This is a genomic window from Pseudoalteromonas sp. Scap06 (genome assembly GCF_013394165.1).
Taxonomy (GTDB): Bacteria; Pseudomonadota; Gammaproteobacteria; order Enterobacterales; family Alteromonadaceae; genus Pseudoalteromonas.
Map to the genome: position 1 here is coordinate 667,421 of NZ_CP041331.1, position 17,696 is coordinate 685,116.

At 40.2% G+C, this 17,696-nt stretch carries 17 protein-coding genes; 8 read left to right on the plus strand and 9 right to left on the minus strand.

The window, feature by feature from the left end:
* Window positions 1–11: 11 nt before the first annotated feature.
* Together FLM47_RS18435 and FLM47_RS18440 are read right to left on the minus strand one after the other, a co-directional pair.
* Window positions 12–539, minus strand: a complete 528-nt coding sequence (locus FLM47_RS18435; RefSeq protein ID WP_178957329.1) for a response regulator transcription factor — start codon at window positions 537–539, stop codon at window positions 12–14.
* Window positions 536–1,774: a HAMP domain-containing sensor histidine kinase gene (locus FLM47_RS18440; protein ID WP_178957331.1), complete on the minus strand. Its 1,239-nt coding sequence runs from the start codon at window positions 1,772–1,774 to the stop codon at window positions 536–538. The genes FLM47_RS18435 and FLM47_RS18440 overlap by 4 nt, the downstream gene beginning before the upstream one ends.
* A gap of 375 nt (window positions 1,775–2,149) precedes the next feature.
* On the opposite strand from FLM47_RS18440, the gene FLM47_RS18445 reads away from it, so the two are divergent.
* Window positions 2,150–3,229 carry a ketoacyl-ACP synthase III gene (locus FLM47_RS18445; RefSeq protein WP_178957333.1) on the plus strand — a complete coding sequence of 360 codons (1,080 nt, stop codon included), beginning with the start codon at window positions 2,150–2,152 and terminating at the stop codon, window positions 3,227–3,229.
* Between the two features lie 82 nt (window positions 3,230–3,311).
* Entirely contained in the window at window positions 3,312–3,698 is a 387-nt protein-coding gene (locus tag FLM47_RS18450; protein WP_178957335.1) for a VOC family protein, read from the plus strand.
* A 51-nt stretch (window positions 3,699–3,749) separates the two neighbouring features.
* On the opposite strand, the gene FLM47_RS18455 is transcribed toward FLM47_RS18450, so the two are convergent.
* Window positions 3,750–5,111 carry a M17 family metallopeptidase gene (locus tag FLM47_RS18455; protein WP_178957337.1) on the minus strand — a complete coding sequence of 454 codons (1,362 nt, stop codon included), beginning with the start codon at window positions 5,109–5,111 and terminating at the stop codon, window positions 3,750–3,752.
* A gap of 83 nt (window positions 5,112–5,194) precedes the next feature.
* Window positions 5,195–5,617 carry a hypothetical protein gene (locus FLM47_RS18460; protein ID WP_178957339.1) on the minus strand — a complete coding sequence of 141 codons (423 nt, stop codon included), beginning with the start codon at window positions 5,615–5,617 and terminating at the stop codon, window positions 5,195–5,197.
* Window positions 5,618–5,720: 103 nt separating this feature from the next.
* Between FLM47_RS18460 and FLM47_RS18465 the strand changes: the two genes are divergently transcribed.
* The 3 genes from FLM47_RS18465 to FLM47_RS18475 all read left to right on the plus strand — a co-directional run bounded on the left by FLM47_RS18465 (window position 5,721) and on the right by FLM47_RS18475 (window position 10,370).
* The gene (locus FLM47_RS18465) at window positions 5,721–5,879 is read left to right on the plus strand and encodes an oxidoreductase-like domain-containing protein (protein ID WP_178957341.1); all 159 of its coding nucleotides are present in this window, start codon (window positions 5,721–5,723) and stop codon (window positions 5,877–5,879) included.
* Between the two features lie 333 nt (window positions 5,880–6,212).
* Window positions 6,213–8,783 (plus strand): TonB-dependent siderophore receptor, encoded by a 2,571-nt coding sequence (locus FLM47_RS18470; protein WP_178957342.1) that lies wholly within the window; start codon window positions 6,213–6,215, stop codon window positions 8,781–8,783.
* 144 nt (window positions 8,784–8,927) lie between these two features.
* The gene (locus FLM47_RS18475) at window positions 8,928–10,370 is read left to right on the plus strand and encodes a sulfotransferase (RefSeq protein ID WP_178957344.1); all 1,443 of its coding nucleotides are present in this window, start codon (window positions 8,928–8,930) and stop codon (window positions 10,368–10,370) included.
* Here FLM47_RS18475 and FLM47_RS18480 read toward each other — a convergent pair.
* Entirely contained in the window at window positions 10,339–11,247 is a 909-nt protein-coding gene (locus tag FLM47_RS18480; RefSeq protein WP_178957345.1) for an alpha/beta fold hydrolase, read from the minus strand. The genes FLM47_RS18475 and FLM47_RS18480 overlap by 32 nt on opposite strands.
* A gap of 129 nt (window positions 11,248–11,376) precedes the next feature.
* On the opposite strand from FLM47_RS18480, the gene rlmF reads away from it, so the two are divergent.
* Window positions 11,377–12,309, plus strand: coding sequence for a 23S rRNA (adenine(1618)-N(6))-methyltransferase RlmF (rlmF, locus tag FLM47_RS18485; RefSeq protein ID WP_178957347.1), 933 nt, complete (start codon window positions 11,377–11,379; stop codon window positions 12,307–12,309).
* 20 nt (window positions 12,310–12,329) lie between these two features.
* Window positions 12,330–13,334: a low-specificity L-threonine aldolase gene (gene ltaE, locus FLM47_RS18490; RefSeq protein WP_178957349.1), complete on the plus strand. Its 1,005-nt coding sequence runs from the start codon at window positions 12,330–12,332 to the stop codon at window positions 13,332–13,334.
* Here ltaE and FLM47_RS18495 read toward each other — a convergent pair.
* The 4 genes from FLM47_RS18495 to FLM47_RS18510 all read right to left on the minus strand — a co-directional run bounded on the left by FLM47_RS18495 (window position 13,317) and on the right by FLM47_RS18510 (window position 16,555).
* Window positions 13,317–13,901 (minus strand): thymidine kinase, encoded by a 585-nt coding sequence (locus FLM47_RS18495; RefSeq protein ID WP_178957351.1) that lies wholly within the window; start codon window positions 13,899–13,901, stop codon window positions 13,317–13,319. The genes ltaE and FLM47_RS18495 overlap by 18 nt on opposite strands.
* A 278-nt stretch (window positions 13,902–14,179) precedes the next feature.
* Window positions 14,180–14,647 (minus strand): methylated-DNA--[protein]-cysteine S-methyltransferase, encoded by a 468-nt coding sequence (locus FLM47_RS18500; protein WP_138626956.1) that lies wholly within the window; start codon window positions 14,645–14,647, stop codon window positions 14,180–14,182.
* Window positions 14,644–15,996: a DNA-3-methyladenine glycosylase 2 family protein gene (locus FLM47_RS18505; RefSeq protein WP_178957353.1), complete on the minus strand. Its 1,353-nt coding sequence runs from the start codon at window positions 15,994–15,996 to the stop codon at window positions 14,644–14,646. The genes FLM47_RS18500 and FLM47_RS18505 overlap by 4 nt, the downstream gene beginning before the upstream one ends.
* 70 nt (window positions 15,997–16,066) lie before the next feature.
* A complete protein-coding gene (locus FLM47_RS18510) occupies window positions 16,067–16,555 on the minus strand; it encodes a GNAT family N-acetyltransferase (RefSeq protein ID WP_178957355.1) in 489 nt (162 codons plus the stop codon).
* A 260-nt stretch (window positions 16,556–16,815) separates the two neighbouring features.
* Here FLM47_RS18510 and FLM47_RS18515 point away from each other — a divergent pair, with 260 nt between their 5' ends.
* Window positions 16,816–17,670: a cation diffusion facilitator family transporter gene (locus FLM47_RS18515; protein ID WP_178957357.1), complete on the plus strand. Its 855-nt coding sequence runs from the start codon at window positions 16,816–16,818 to the stop codon at window positions 17,668–17,670.
* Window positions 17,671–17,696: the final 26 nt, after the last annotated feature.

A 17,696-nucleotide genomic window follows, 5' to 3' on the forward strand; every position in this document is an offset into this window, starting at 1 on the left:
TAAGTACTAAACTACTGCTGCACTGGCTTTTTTTGTAGCTTACGCTGCAAGGTGCGCCTATGCATATTTAACTGCCTAGCGGTCATTGATACATTACCGTTATTACTGTGTAAAACATGTTGAATATGCTCCCACTCTAAACGTTCGGGCGACATAACCCCCTCTGAAATTTCAGTTGCTGCCGTACTTGCCACCTCAACTTTGAGTGCTTTTAATAAACTTGCCATATCAACAGGCTTAGTTAAATAGTCATTAGCCCCTAAGCGCATCGCCTCTACCGCCGTTGCTATACTTGCAAAGCCAGTGAGCAATACAATATGAGCATGTGTGAGTAAATGGCGCAGCGGTGCAATCAGCGACAGTCCATTCTCATCGGCCAGCTTCATATCTAATAAAATACAGTTAGGCTGTTGCTGACGAGCCCTTAGAAGTGCATCAGTGTGATTATGTGCGATCTCGCAATTAAACCCGTGCTTAGTTAGCCGACGTGCTAACGTCGTCGCTAAATTAATATCATCCTCAACAATAAGTAGCTTCATGCTTTTGTCTCTGCTGTTAATAGTGGCATTGTTATCTTTGCAACCGCTCCGCCTTCGGGATGATTATATACCGTTAGCGAGCCATTTAACCTCTCAAACGTCACATTTGATAACATAACTGCGATCCCCATGCCTTGCTCACTAGGCATTAAATGCCCACCTAACTCCGCTAACTCTGAGGATGAAAAGCCAGCACCAAAATCACGAATAATTAACGCAATGTTTTGTGCGTCAGGTTGCTGCCAACTTAGTTCAAGTTGCACTTGGCCGTGCTTTTGATTAGCAAGTACTGCATTTTGTAATAAATTTAAAATTGCAGGTAGCAGCATAGCGTCACTTTGTAATGTGGCTTCAGGTGCCCCGTTAAACCAGTTTATTTGTTGATTAGGATATTGTAATAGTAACGTATCATGAATTTGATTTTGCAACTGCTCTGCTTTAATGGGTGCTTGAGTGTTTTGATCCCGTAACTGCATTGAGAGATTTCTAAAGTCGTTAAGCTGAGTGCGGCATTGCAATAGCGGCGTTTGCATTTGCTGAATAACTTCATTGTCGGGATGCTCTTCTAAAAGCTCTTCAAACAATAATTGTAAATTAGCAATCGGTGTTGCTAATTGATGAGTAATTTGCGCCGCAGCGCCATCAAGTGTAACCAGTTGTTCATTGCGCAACTGTTTTTCTCTAACCTTCGCAATAGTGCGCTCACGCTGCTGCAAAGCGCGGTTCATCGCCCCTATCACTAGCGCTATTACGCAAGCACTTATAACAAAGTTAACCCACATACCAATAAAATGACCATTCATGTTCATTTGGTGCATACTGTGTTCGGGCATTCTAATTAATAATAAGCTATAAGCGGCAATCGCCAATATAGCGATATAGGCAAGCCCTCGAGCGCTTAATGTAATGGCAGCTATCATAATAGGCAACAATAGTAACGACACAAATGCGTTAGTGGCACCCCCGCTTAAAGACAACAAAATGGTTAAAAAAAGCACATCGGCGGTCAATTGCATTAGCATGCCAATTGGCTTTGCTTGGCTTACATGCCGGTAGGCAAATACACTGGCTAACTGAAAAACCGCCTCAACAGCAATAACCCCTAACAACGGCATAAGTGCAATTTGATGTTCCAATAAAAAATATACACTGAGTACCGTAATAAGCTGGACAACAATGGCACCACTGCGCAGCATTAATAATCGGCTAATAGCTGGGTCGGTTTTAATTAACACGATAGAGTTCCTGAATACACTGGGTTTTATTATTTATGATTAACATGCTTTTTTTATTGCATTTATTATACACTAAACCGTCTCATATTAGACTCTGACTTAGCTACACTCAAGCATACATCGCGGATAAGGCGGTTGTTTTTTGTAAGCACTAAAGCGCGATGGACTAACTTGGAAAAAAGCGCCTAAGCTACATGCTTTTTGGTTTACAAAGTAAAAACCAATAATTAACCTTTCACTAATAATGCAACAAACAATTGGTAAAAAAGCAGTGATTACAGCCCTATAGCTGCTATAAACTAGTGTTAATAGCTAATTTTTGTTATAACGTACTCATTAGACGAACACGTCATACCACTTTTAAGAGAACACACTATGCCTTACGCACATATCACTGGTTGGGGGAAATGCATTCCACCAGCTAGCATCAGCAACGACGAAATAAGTGAAATTGTAGATACCACCGATGAGTGGATCACCACGCGTACCGGTATCAAAGCACGTAGAGTAAGCCATGTAACTACCGCCGAGCTTGCTAGTGTAGCTGCAAAACATGCCATTGCTTGTGCAGGTATAGATGCAAAAGACATCGATTTAGTTATTTTAGCAACGTGCACGCCGTCAACTGTAGTGGCAAACACCGCTTCATTGGTACAAAAAAATATCGGTGCCACAGGCGCTGCAGCCATGGACACCAATGCAGCATGTTCTGGTTTTTTATATGCTTTACAAGCTGCGACTGCGCAAATTCAGGCCGGTATGATCAAAAAAGCCGTAGTTATTGCCGCTGAACGCATGACGTGGTATGTAAACTGGGCACGACGCGACAGTGCTGTTTTATTTGGTGATGGTGCCGGTGCCGTTGTGCTTGAAGCAGCAGAAACACCTGCAGGCTTATTAGGGACTAAAACCGGCTGTGACAGCGAAGATCGTGATATTTTACACATTACTAATTTCGGCAGTGATTTAAATAAATATGAGCCAATTGGCCCATCAGATCTTTTATTTGAAGGTCGTGAAATATTTAAACGTGCGGTTAAAGGCATGAGTGAAGCCTGTGACGACGTGCTTGAACAGGCAAACCTTAAGTTAGACGATATAGACGTACTTGTGCCACATCAAGCTAATTTGCGCATTATTCAAGCAATTCAAAACCGTTTAAAGGTTGAAGACAGCAAAGTAATGGTTAACATTGGCGAATACGGTAATACCTCTGCTGCGACGATTGCCATTGCGCTGTGCGAAGCCGTTGAGCAAGGTTTAATTAAGCCGCATGCCAATATTATGTCGGCTGCATTTGGAGCAGGCCTAACGTGGGCGGCAAGCTATATCAAATGGGGCGAGCGAGTAACACCCATTGCTGTTAGCGATGCTATGCTTCCACCGTGTGATAAAACAGGTTTAGAGCTTGTTGCACCAGCTGTAAAAGCGTGTAAAGACGCAGAGCCTGGCTAAAAGCTAACATTACCCCAAGCAAATATGTATTGATAAAAAGCGCACTGAAAGCAGTGCGCTTTTTGCTTTTTAAGGAAAATATATGCAACTACTAGGCATTCATCATGTAGCCATCATTTGTAGCAACTACCCACGCTCTAAAGATTTTTATAGTGAAATATTAAAACTCACGATTATTAATGAGCACTACCGAGCAGAGCGTCAGTCTTACAAACTCGATTTAGCTTTACCTGATGGCAGTCAGTTAGAATTATTTTCGTTTAATGATGCGCCAAGTAGACCAAGCTACCCCGAAGCACAAGGACTTAGACATTTAGCATTTAAGGTTAGTAGTGTAGAAAACAGTAAAACGTATTTAGAGTCGCATGGAATCGACGTAGAAGAAATAAGAGTGGATGAAATTACCGGCAAAAAATTCACCTTTTTTGCCGATCCAGATGGTTTACCCCTTGAGTTATATGCGCTTTAACATCAAATAACTCAAGGCAAGGTATGTTTGATTTAGTTAACCCTAGTTAGGTTAGTTAAATCGATTTTGTAGGTAAGTAAATACTGCACGAATACCCAGAGCTTCACCACCTGCAGGGCGCCCTGGTAATGCTCGTAAGTTCCATGCCATTACATCAAAATGAACCCATGGTGTGTTTGGCTCTACAAATTCTTTCAAATAAAGCGCAGCGGTTATTGCGCCACCATATGGCGTACTTGAACAGTTAGTCATATCAGCCACATCGCTTTTCAAAAATGGGGTGTATTGCTCGAATAACGGTAATTGCCAAACAGGGTCGTTAACTTGCATCCCCGAATCCATAATCGCATTAGCTACATCACGTTCCGTTGAGAAAAAGCCTGGCAGTTCTGTCCCTAAAGCAACACGGCACGCGCCAGTTAAAGTAGCGAAATCAATAATTAATTCAGGATCATCGTTTTGTGCTTCGCTTAGCGCATCACACAGAACTAGTCGCCCTTCTGCATCAGTATTATCTATTTCGACCATAATACCTTTACGTGTTTTTATTACATCGCCTGGGCGAAATGCATTACGCGAAACGGCATTCTCAACCGCAGGGACTAACACGCGAAGACGTATTGGTAAGTTAGCGGCCATAATTAGTTGTGCTAAGGCAATAACATGTGCGGCCCCGCCCATGTCTTTTTTCATGTTACGCATGCCTGAACTTGGTTTTAAATCCAGTCCACCTGAGTCAAAACATACACCTTTACCTACTAATGTAATTAGCGGCGCATCAATCGCACCCCACTTCAAATCGAGTAAACGCGGTTTGTTTTCACTTGCACGGCCTACCATATGAATAGTTGGGTAATTTTGTTCTAATAACTCATCACCTACCCATTGAGTAAACTCGCCGTCGAATGTATCAGCTAAATCGCTCATTACCTGTGATAAGTGCTGCGGCATCATATCAGCAGCGGGGGTATTTACTAAATCACGGGCTAGATTAATTGCATCTGCTTGTTGTTTTACTTGTTCATATAATGTTTTATCAGCAATGCCAAGCTGAGCTTTAGCTGTGGCTTTTTGTTTATACTCACTGAACTCATAACCACCTAACACAAATCCTAAAGCAAGTTGAGAAACTAACGATTCATCACCCTGAATTTGATAGCATCCTTTAGGTAATTTACTTGCAAGCTCGCCAGCGGCCCAAAAATCATCAGCTCGTTGCATAATACAAAATACTTGGCTTAGTTCACCCGTTTCTGCGTTTGGTATTAACGCCAGCCCTGACTTTTCAAAATCGGTATTTGCAAGCCACTGCTGCACAAAGCTCGGTTGCTGAGTAAGCCAGTCTGTTAATTCATTTTTAACAACAAAAGATAGAGGGATACCTGAAGAGGTATGACAAAGTAAAGCGCTCATTAATGACTCACATAATAGAAATTGATGTCCTAGCATAACAATAAGCACTATTAAAAGGTATAGCTAATTATACTCTAACTAGCTTACTTCTTTTCGGAGGGAGTTGAGTCTTGCTGTTGGTTTTGTTGAGTAATTTCTTGATCAATTTCTTTCATAGGCTTATTCATACTAAAAGAGCTCGGCAAAACATCAACACCCACTAACTGCCCTAGCTTAACAACCAATGGAATAGTTAATGGTGCAAAAGGTAATAACGCAAAAATGCCTAGCCCCAACCCTTTTAAAATATCAACAAACTGCTCATTGGCGCGTTTTAGCTCTGCTTTGTTTGTTTGCCCTTGAGTATAACGCTTGTAGGTTATTAGCATCTCTTTGGTTTCTTGCCTTTCTTGAGCAAGGGCTATTTTAAGCGCGACCATAGCACGGCGAAAACGCAGTTGCTGTCGCTTTTTACTAATTTTAGCAACCCGCCAGGGGGCACGATGAATGACTTTATATAATCGCATAGCCTGTATTCTCACACAGCGCTCTAAGTTCACAAAGAATAATTTACACGCTTTGTTCAATCATTTATTCTAGGTGTCCTTTTTTCCACTTTTGTAATAAAAAATGCAAAAAAATCGCCCCGAAACTAAACCCGAAAGACCAAAATCTGATGAATGCTGTGGCGGCGGCAGTTGCTGCCCTTGTGTGTGGGATGAATATAAAGAAAAGCTGGCAGCGTGGAAAAAACATCATGGTGAAAATATCAACAGCAAATCAATTTAATTCAATAATATAAAATGACTAAATTAACTTATTTAGTTAGTCATTATGTATCAATGTCTGTTTTTTCCTCCTTTTCTCGCCCTAGCTGCAATTAACTCTGCGTTATTTTTAGATAAATCATTTGTTTCAACTTGTTAAATAGTGGTTAATTTCCCATTGCCCTCTTTAGTTTTTTTATCTATAGTCTATTTCGAGGACTCACAGGAGGTGCGCTTAATTAATTAAGCTTTTAGGAGTGAGTTAGCTATATTTGCTCCCCATTGAACGTGAAATGTCCACAATAATAAGTCAGTAATAGACTATACAAATCAATTCTAACTGGGGATATTTAGAATGAAATTAAAAAGCAACGCGCTTCAACAGGCCATCAAATTTGCTCTAGCAACAACAGCCGCAGGCTTGTTTGTTTCTGGTTCAGCAATTGCTCAAGAAGAGCAAACAGAAGTTAAAGTAAACAAAAATGTAGAAAAAATTGCCGTAGTAGGTACGCGCTCTGCGCCCCGCTCTATTGGTGACTCACCTGTTCCTATCGATATCATCGGTGGTGAAGAACTTAGCAAATCAGGTAATACTGATATGCTAGAGCTGTTAAAAGGGGCTATTCCTTCTTTAAACGTTCACTCAATGCCAATTAGTGATGCCGCTTCACTAGTGCGCCCTGCAAACTTACGCGGACTACCTTCAGATAGCACATTAATCTTACTTAACGGCAAACGTCGTCATCGCGCTTCAGTTATTGCCTTTTTAGGTGGTGGTATTAATGATGGTGCGCAAGGTGCCGACATTTCAGTTATTCCAAGTATTGCACTGAAACAAGTAGAAGTACTTCGCGATGGTGCTGCTGCACAATATGGTTCTGATGCAATTGCTGGGGTTTTAAACTTCCAACTTAAAGATGCCTCGGAAGGCGGGTCATTTGAAGTTCGAAAAGGCCAATATTACGAAGGCGACGGTGATACAACCCAAATTTCAGGTAATGTGGGTTTACCGTTTACCGATAGCGGTTTTGCAAATTTAAGCTTTCAGTACAAAACAGCCGATGCGACTAGCCGCTCGGTACAAAGACCGGATGCCGCAGCACTTGATGCAGCTGGTGTTCCCGACATTGCTCCAATCACCCAAGTATGGGGTGCACCAGAGGTTGATGACGACATCTCTATCTTTGGTAATGTTGGTTTAGAGCTAACTAATGACTCACAATTTTATATGTTTGGTAACTATTCTGAACGTGATGTACGTGGTGGTTTTTATTACCGTAACCCGCATACTCGCCCTGGTGCATACTCAAATGATGGTGGCGAAACACTCCTTGTTGGTGATTTAACCGGCGACATGAGCGGTAATTGTCCAACAATCATGATTGATGACAACGTTCTTGATAACCCTGACTACATTAATGGTGTAGCAAACAACCCTGATTGTTTCGCATTTAACGAAATGCTTCCGGGCGGTTTTACACCAAACTTTGGTGGCAATATCACAGATACGTCACTCACTATTGGTACTAAAGGCGAGTTTACTGGCGGCTTTTTAGAAGGCGCTTACTATGATTTAAGCGGTACTGTAGGGTATAACGAATCTCGCTACTTTATATACGACACAATCAATGCATCATTGGGTCCAGATAGCCCGCGTGATTTTAGCCCAGGTAAATATGAACAATTAGAGAAAAACTTTAATTTTGATATTTCAAAGGGTTTTGACTTTGACTTAGCTTACGATGTAAACATTGCCGGTGGTTTAGAGTGGCATGAAGAAACCTTTACCGTGGTATCAGGCGATGAAGCTTCGTTTATAGCTGGCCCACTAACTGATCAAGGTTTTGGTATTGGTTCTAACGGTTTCCCTGGATTTAAACCATCAGATGCAGGCGAATACGACCGTCGAAACTATGCAGCTTACATTGATATTGAAGCGCCATTTACTGAAGAGTTCTTAATGGGCTTAGCGCTTCGCTACGAAGATTACGATACCTTTGGTTCAACCACTAACTATAAGTTAATGGGTCAATACCACCTTACTGATGATCTGAATATTCGAGGTTCAATTAGCACCGGTTTCCGTGCACCTACCGTAGGCCAAGCGAATGTTAGTAACGTACAAACTAACTTAAGCAGTGGTGTACTGGTAGATTCAGCTTTGTTACCACCTACAAACCCAATTGCTATTCAACTTGGTGGTACTGAACTTGAGCCTGAGGAATCACAAAGCTATACCTTTGGTGCGGTATACACCATGGGCGATTTATTCTTAACAGTTGATTACTACAACATCCAAGTAGATGATCGTATTAGTCAGTCAGATAAAATAGAACTTAGCCAAGCAGATAAAGACACGCTCGAAGCTGCCGGTGTACCTAACGTACAAAACTTAGCGCAAGTTAGTTTCTTTACCAATGACTTTGATACCACTACTCAAGGTGTTGACTTAGTGGCTAACTACTCAGCTGAATTATTCAATGGTAGTTCTACATTTAGCTTAGCGTACAACTGGAATGAAACAGAAGTAACACGCTCAAGTGATATCACAGGAGCATTTAAAGTAAGCCGTCTTGAAAATGATTTACCTAATCACCGTGCAACACTGAGCTGGGCACAGCAATGGGAAAGCTTTTCAGCATTTTCTCGCCTTAATTACTTTGGTGAGTACCAAGGTGTTCACGTAGATTATGATGAAACCGCTAAAATAGCTGATGCAGCAGTAACATTAGATGTTGAAGTAACTTACTTTATGAATGACTCAATCAGTTTCTCAGTCGGTGCACAAAACCTACTGGACCAAGAAGCAGAGAAACTTGATTTTACCGTAGCACCTAATAACAATTGGGGTGGTAAGTACTACGAAACTTCTCCATACGGTATTAATGGTGGTTTTTACTACGCTAAAGCAACCTATACTTTCTAAAATGTGTTAACAACAAGAAAAGGCGAAATGTGTAATGCATTTCGCCTTTTTATTACCCTCTATAAACCCATTTAAAATGACCATTACACTCGCATTTTTTATGGCGTTAGGGTTATAGTAAATAAAAAGAATATTTGTTGTATTATGCTACTAAAAAAAGCAAATGAGTTATTATCACAAAACAAGCTTAGAGAAGCTGAGTTTCATTACAAAACGCTTTTACAATCAGAGCCAGACAATGGTGACGCCCTATTTGGCCTAGGTAAGGTAGCATTGCGTTTAGAACAATTTGATGCCGCTGTGTATATACTACAACGGGCGTGTCAGCATCTACCCTATGTATTAGAACCCTTATATGCACTAAGTGATGCATTTAATGCGGTCAACTCCCCTGAAGATGCGCAAAAAGTACTCGAATACGCAGCCAGTATTGCTACAGAAAACCCAGACACTCATTATTATTTAGCTCAGCACTATTTAAACTTTGGCGAGCTTGATAAAGCGCAGGCCACATTTGAGGAGGCATTAAAGCTTGGGATAGCACCGGTTACGGCTTATGTTTTATTTGAATTGGTACAATTAGGGCGCTTTAATAAAGCAAATAATTACATTGATCAGTTACACCATTTTTTAACGCAAACAAATAACCTACGCTTAAAAATGGTCTGTTACTATGCTTTAGCTAAAAGTTACGACAAGTTAGATGATACTGATCAAGCATTTAATTACTTTGTTATTGCCAATCAGCAACAACGTAAACTCAGTGAATTTAATACTGAGGATTTAATTGGGTTTTATGATCAACTTATTGAATATCACAATGAAAGTGTGCTCAATTTAGCAAAACTAAACAAACAGTACCCTGTCACACCCGTGTTTATTATTGGCATGCCACGAAGCGGTTCAACCTTACTTGAGCAAATGTTAGCAGGGCACAGTCAATGGGCAACGCTTGGAGAGGACACCAGTATTAGTAATAAGGTAGTTGCTTTTTTAGAACATAAAACAGGATTACGCTACCCTCAATGTTTAGCTAAACTAACAACGCCTTTAATTAACCAAGCCAGAGATATTTATTTAGATACGTTAAGCTCTTTTGGAGGCAACTGCCCATTTGTGATCAATAAACTGCCGAGCAACTATCAAAACTTAGGGCTAATTTATATTTTATTCCCAGATGCTAAGTTTATTAACCTGACCCGCAACTTTCACGCAACCGCCTTTTCAGTGTTTACTAATTACTTTGCTGAAAACGAACCCTATTTTTGTGATTTAAATCAGTTTACTTTGTACCATCAGCTTTATGAAAAACTGATGAGCCATTGGCAGCAATTTAACCGCTTAGCTATTTATAATTTAAGTTACGAGCAGTTAATTGAAAATCCCAAGGAACAGTTAACCGCACTATTGAGTTTTACGGGCTGCGAATTTGAACACACTTGTTTAGACTTTTACAAAAATAAAAGCGCCGTTACAACGCTTAGTAAACATGCCATCAGGCAACCTGTAAATAACAAAAGCCTTGATAAGTGGCAGCGTTATGAAGCCCCTTTACTTAATTTGCTCTCGTTGCCTCAAACCAGTTAAGCACATCCATAAACTGTTCTTGACGTGCCTGAGGGTGAGTAAGCATATTTATATGGTCGTAATCTACTTTGTGCCCAAAGCGGCGGCCATATATTTGCATCTTTTGCACCCCAGTACCTGACTCATCAATAAATTTTTGAATATCGATAGGCTGTGCCAATGCTTTATCTTTTACTGCCGCAATATGTAACGTTGGAGGAAGCGTAAGATTTGCTAATGTTTTAGCGTAGTCAAAGCCGTCATCACTGTCTATCCATGGCTTTTGCTTGGCCCACTGCATACTTTGGTAATGCGACTTTTGAGTTTCATCATCACTGCCCCACTTTAAGCGTTTTGCCGGTAAATAACCGTGTTTTTTCGCTAAAATTGGTGCCATAAAATACCAAATCAAATTGGCCTGGAATAATTTTTTTGGGTGGTTATTAAATAGCGAACGCTTTGAACCAAAATAGGCACACGCTTTTACATCGTTTATCAACTCAGGGAAGCGAGCAAACACGCTATTAAGCAACACCCCCCCCCAAGAATGAGCAACTAAAAAGTCAGGTTTTTTACTCTCTAACTGTTCAATTTTTTCAATGAATGCCGGAATATCCTCAACAATCGCCTCAGTTTGTCCATAACGTGCTTGTTTACAAATGGCAGGCTTACTTTCACCACGCCCGCGTAAATCAGCTACGTAGCAACTATACCCTTGTTCAGCTAAAAAAGGCGCTAACCCTTTATTGCTATGAGTGTAAAATATTTTGCCATTTTCTACCGCGCCATGAATTAATAGCACCACAGGCCCACTTGGCTGCTGGTTTGCGATACGGCGCAAATGCAGTGTTTGATGGTTACCTAATTTAATAAAAACAGACTGTTGAGTAACTGCCAAAGCGAATTCCTTATAATTGCTAACAACTCATCCTACCAGTAATAACTGGTAAGCCAAAGGGAAAATTATGCACTTTTTCTGTCTGTATTTGTTACTATTGGCTTTTATTCCTGTTGTTAAAAAAGCCTCATGAAAGCAAAATCAACTCGTTCTAAATTACATCCGCGCAATCAACACAAAAATGGTTACGATTTTAATTTGCTTACCTCGCAAACCCCTTCGTTAACTGCTTTTTTAATTACGACTCCAGCAGGCAATCAAAGTATTGATTTTAGTAATAACTTAGCTGTAAAAACCTTGAATCAGGCGCTATTAAAAAGTCATTACAACATTAACTTTTGGGACATTCCTGAGCACAATTTATGCCCACCTATTCCAGGTAGAGTTGACTATATTCATTACTTAGCTGACTTACTCAGCGAAGATAATCAGCAGGTTATTCCCACTGGCCGACAAATTAAAGTGCTTGATATAGGCACTGGCGCTAACTTAGTTTACCCGCTAACGGGCAGTAGCGAATACCAATGGCACTTTACTGGCAGCGATATAGACTCTGCAGCAATCAAAATAGCCAAGCAACTCGCTCAGTTTAATGATTTAAAAATAACGCTTAAACAACAAAAAAATCCTGAACATATTTTTAAAGGGGTGATTAATGCGAAAGATTTGTATCATTTAACGATGTGTAACCCGCCATTTCACGCCAGTGCAGAAGAAGCCAATAAAGGCAGTGAACGCAAATGGAAAAACTTAGGCAAAGCGCCTTCGCAAGCACTTAATTTTGGAGGACAAAGCAATGAGCTATGGTGTGAAGGTGGTGAGCTGGCCTTTATTTCTAGCATGATTAAAGAAAGCAGTGATTACAGTGACCAAGTAATTTGGTTTACCTCGTTGGTTTCTAAAAAAGAAACTCTGGCAGCCTTACAAGCACAGCTAAAACAACAGCCTATTAGTGAATTTAAAATTGTTGAAATGGCACAAGGGCAAAAAGTCAGTCGCTTTATTGCATGGAGCTATTTTGATAAGGCCACCCGTGAACAAATTTGTGAAGAATTAGCATAAAAGCCACATAAGGACACCTCATGATAGATTTTCGCTCAGATACAGTAACAAAACCGTGCAGCAAAATGCGGGACATTATGTATCATGCCCCCGTTGGCGATGATGTGTATGGTGATGATGAAAGTGTAAACCAATTAGAAGCTTATGCTCGATTACGTTTTAATATGCAAGATGCACTTTTTTGTAGCTCAGGCACACAAACAAATCTGCTTGCATTAATGGCCCATTGTGAACGTGGCGATGAGTATATATGTGGCCAAAGTGCTCATAACTACAAGTTTGAAGGCGGTGGCGCTGCCGTTTTAGGCTCTATTCAGCCACAGCCTATTGAAAATGAAGCCGATGGTAGTTTGTGTTTTACTAAAATTGCTGCAGCAATTAAACCCGATGATAGCCACTTTGCAAAAACCCGCCTGTTAAGCCTTGAAAACACCATAGGTGGTAAAGTACTGGGTATTGATTATTTACTCAAAGCCCGCGAATTTGTTAATCAACATAACTTAGCACTGCATTTAGATGGTGCCCGCGCTTTTAATGCCGCTGCCGAGCTTAACGTTGATATTAAAGAAATAACCCAACATTTTGACTCTGTATCTATTTGTTTATCAAAAGGGTTAGGTGCACCTGTTGGTTCATTATTGCTTGGTTCAACAGCATTGATAGCCAAAGCAAGACGCTGGCGAAAAGTGCTTGGCGGTGGTATGCGCCAAGTGGGTATATTAGCTGCTGCAGGGCAATATGCCTTAGAAAATAACACGCAACGTTTAGTCGATGACCACGCTAACGCGCGTTATTTAGCAAAACAGTTAAGTGAAATTTCAGGCTTTAACGTAAATATGAGTAATACCACAAATATGGTTTACGCTACGTTTGATAACAGCATAAACATCACAAAACTAGCAGCCGATTTAAAAGCACAAGACATTGTGTTTAGCCCAAGTAAGCAACTTAGGCTAGTAACCCATTTAGGTATTACTAAAGCGGATATTGATACCTTTATAAAAGCCTTAACGGCCCATATTTAACGCGGCTTTATAATGTTTGCGGCACACCGACTCATAACGGTCGTTGCCGCCAATTTCTACTTGGTTGCCATCGGCAATAGCCTCGCCATTTTCATCGGTACGTAATACGTGATTTGCTTTACGCCCACAATGACATACCGTTTTAAGTTCTATTAACTTATCAGCCCAAGCAAGTAAATATTGCGAGCCGCTAAATAACTCACCTCTAAAGTCGTTTCTTAAGCCGTAACACAATACGGGAATACCTAATTCATCGACTACATCGGTTAGCTGCATAACTTGATCTTTAGATAAAAACTGACATTCATCCACGAGCACACAATGGCGTTTTTTATCACTATTGAGCGATTTAATTAGCTCGTATACATCTTTATTAGCATCATAAATATGTGCATCTGCTTGAAGGCCTATACGTGAGGATACTTTGCCCACTCCTGCTCTATCGTCAATGGCAGCGGTGAGGATCACCGGCTCCATACCACGCTCTTTATAATTAAATGCTGATTGTAATAAAGTGGTTGATTTACCTGCATTCATTGCAGAGTAGTAAAAGTATAATTGCGCCATGGCCGTGCCTTCAAATAAAAAGTGCGCTTATGCTACCCTAAAGTGCAGAGAATACAAATTTGGAAACGCTATTTTATTTAACCTGAACTCTGGTTAAGAGATTTACTAACATTTTGAATCAAAAATGATATTTGTGCTTATTTTTCTCTAGCTAGCGATTTTTAGTGAAAACAAGGCGAAATTACGCGTCAATAGCTCGCCTAATGCAAGTAAATTCAACGCAGTTAGCGCTGAAAATAGCTGCTTGAGATGGATTTATTAGCCGGAGTTCAGGTTATTTATTTTGCTTCATGCTCTAGTAACCATTGCTTGCGCTCTAGGCCACCTGCATAACCAGTTAGCTTTTTATTTGCACCAATGATGCGGTGACACGGCACAATAATACTGATTGGATTTTTACCATTTGCAGCCCCCACCGCCCTCACTGCTTTAGGATTATTTAATTGTATGGCAATATCTTTATAGGTTGCCACTTTAGCAAACGGTACGCTTTGTAATGCCTGCCATACGCTTTGCTGAAATGGTGTGCCGCCAGTATCAAGCTCTAAATCAAACTCAGTACGCGTATGAGCAAAGTACTCGTTAAGCTGTGCCACACAAGATAAAACATGTGAATTAGTCACCTTATTTAAAGGGGTACTAATATAACTGGTCGGTGGATAAAACCCCACATAACTAATACCGTTTTCAGTTGCCTGAATAATAATATCGTCAATCGGGCTGGGTAAACTGGTTTGCACTATCATAATTGCTGCCAAAGTTGAAAAGTTAAGTAAGATCGAAATGGTGCACAGTTCGCAGATTCAAACGAGCTTGCTGCCGCTTGGGCTTTTTTAACCCCTAAATCACCATCAAGTAAAATATCGGGTTGGCTTTGACCGCGCAGTTTTGCGTAATTAACCGTCCAAGGGCCAATTCCTTTTAAAGTAAGCCATTGGTCTAAATCATCCTCCTCGGGATGAGTAGCACAAAAATCAGCAAGATTATGCAGTGCATTTTTACGTGCCTGCGGCATTTTAAAAAAAGTAAAGTCACTGCCTGCCACTACTTTAGGTGCTGGAAAGTACACATTTCCTTCTTGCTGATCTGCAAGCTGATGCACCAATTGAGTCACTAAATTGTGCGCCGCAGTCACACTCACCTGCTGACCTAACACAGCGCGAATACCCGCTTCAAAGGTTGACCAAATACCTGGTAACCTTAAGCCTTTAGTAAGTGGAAATGCATTATTAATATGCTCGTTTAAATGCGCCTCAATTAAATAAGTATCTGCATCTAAATCAAGTACACGGCGAATGTTGTTAATAACTGGCTGTAAATATTGCGTATTATCTATATCGATTTGCACCCGAAAATGATGTTTATCTGCAATAAATTCAGCATTAAAGCGGCCTCTACACGATTTATAAGTAAAAGTACGCCCATAACTGGTTGGCGATAACCACTCTATTGGCTCTATTAGTCGTTTTGCTAAAAACCCATGCAATGCCTGCCAGTTATACGGCGGACGAAAAGGCAAAATTAAGGTCAGCCCAAGATCAGTTGGGTGCTTGGCGGTTCTGAGCACTGAGGGCGCAATATTAAGTTGTTTTAAAAAAGCATCATTGAATCGTCTTACACTTTTAAAGCCGGAGGCAAACGCTATCTCGGTAAGCGGTAAGCTGGTTTCTTGAATCAATTTTTTTGCAAAATGGCATTGGTTAAATAACCGATATTGAGTAACTGAAAGACCAAAATATTGAGAAAAAAGCCGCCTTAAATAGCGGCTGCTTATTCCTAAACGCGCGGCAAGTACTTCACAATCACACTCGTTATATTGATCAATTAACTGTTTAGCACGCAATGCCGTGGTTTTTGATCCCAGCCAAGCAGCACTACCTGGTGCACTATCGGGCCTACAACGTATACAAGGCCTAAACCCTGCTTGCGCAGCAGAGTGCGCAAACTGATAGTAAGTTACATTTTTTTCATGCGCAGTGGGCGCAGGGCAAATTGGCCGACAATAAATACCTGTGGTTTTTACCGCTACATAAAAAAGCCCATCAAAACGCGCATCGCGGCTCTGACGCGCTTTTTGCCAATGCTGATTAACCATAAATTGCTCTTATAAATTATGTAGCGCTTAGCTTAACAAAAACTAGATATAATACTGGCCATATTCGGTACTAATCTTTGTTTGCAAAATCAATCAATGCCTGACCCGTTAAACGATATATAATCCATTCATTCTGAGGCTCAGCGCCCATGCTATTATAAAAATCAATCGCGGGTTTATTCCAATCAAGCACTACCCACTCAAAGCGGCCACAGTCTTTGCTTATTGCTCTGTTTGCCAGCTCTTTCATGATTGCTTTACCGGCACCATTTCCACGGCTATCTGGGCTAACATATAAATCTTCTAAATAGAGACCATTTTTACCTAACCAAGTAGAGTAGTTGTAAAAATACACTGCAAAACCAATCGGCTCACCATCTTGTAAACAAATTAAACTGTGCGCTGTTGCGCCGTCGCAAAAAAGTGTATCTAAAATGGCTTGCTCATTGGTTTTAACTGCATCTGGCTCTTTTTCGTAAATGGCAAGCTCATTAATAAAATGCAGAATTGTTTTAGCATCACTTGGCTGTGCATCGCGAATTTCTATTGCTGTGTTCATTGTTATTGATCCTTTAAAAACTGCTTTTATGCCTATTAAATTTAAAATAAAAAGTGCCTAAATAATTATGATAACTTAAGCCATTAATACATTTATTTGTACCCTAGCATATCGTTTTTATATTCAATACGTAACTATCACGGGCTTATTTAAATTTAGCCATTAGGGTATCTAAAAAACAAATTAAAACAGCGCTTTTATAAATGGTTAAAAGTTGTCATTATGATAAAAAAGTAAAGCAATAAGGGAGTTTAACTAAAATGGGTCATGGTCACACACACAGTCACGTTGATGATAACCAAAGTGATAAACAGCTCACTCTTGCCGTATTTATAAATGTTTTACTGACTGTAGTGCAAGTTGTTGGCGGCGTATTTTCTGGCAGTCTTTCATTAATTGCCGATGCTCTACATAACCTAAGTGATGCGGCTTCTATTTTTATCGCCCTCGTTGCTCGAAAAATTGGCAATAAGCAGGCTGATACAACCCATCATTTTGGCTACAAACGTGCAGAGATACTAGCAACCCTTTTTAATAGCACTACGTTAATAGTCATCGGTGGTTATTTAATTTTTGAAGCGATAAATAGTTATTTAAACCCCCAACCAATTAACGGTTGGATTATTGTGTGGGTTGCTGCATTTGCGCTACTCATTGATTTAGTCACTGCGTTGTTAACTTATAAAGCTGGCGCTAAAAACAATATGAATATAAAGGCAGCGTTTATTCATAACGTATCGGATGCAATGGCATCAATAGTCGTTATTATTGCGGGTACTTTAATTATTTTATATCAATGGTATGTAGTTGATTTAATAGCGACCATTTTAATATCACTATATGTTATTTATCATGGTGTATTATTACTTAAAGCGAGCTGCAGTATTTTAATGCAAGCAGCCCCCATTGGTTTTGACCAGCAACTTATCAGCAAAAAATTACTGCAACAGTTTGCCATTACGCAAATAAAATCTATAAAAGCATGGCAACTGGACGATACTACTACTCACTGTGAAATTGTGATGCAAACAGATACCCCTATTGAGCTTAACGCCATCAAAAACTATTTACATGATGAATTTGCAATTGAGCACTGCGTAATTGAGTGCTATTAACCTCGGTGTGATTCTACAAGGTGCCT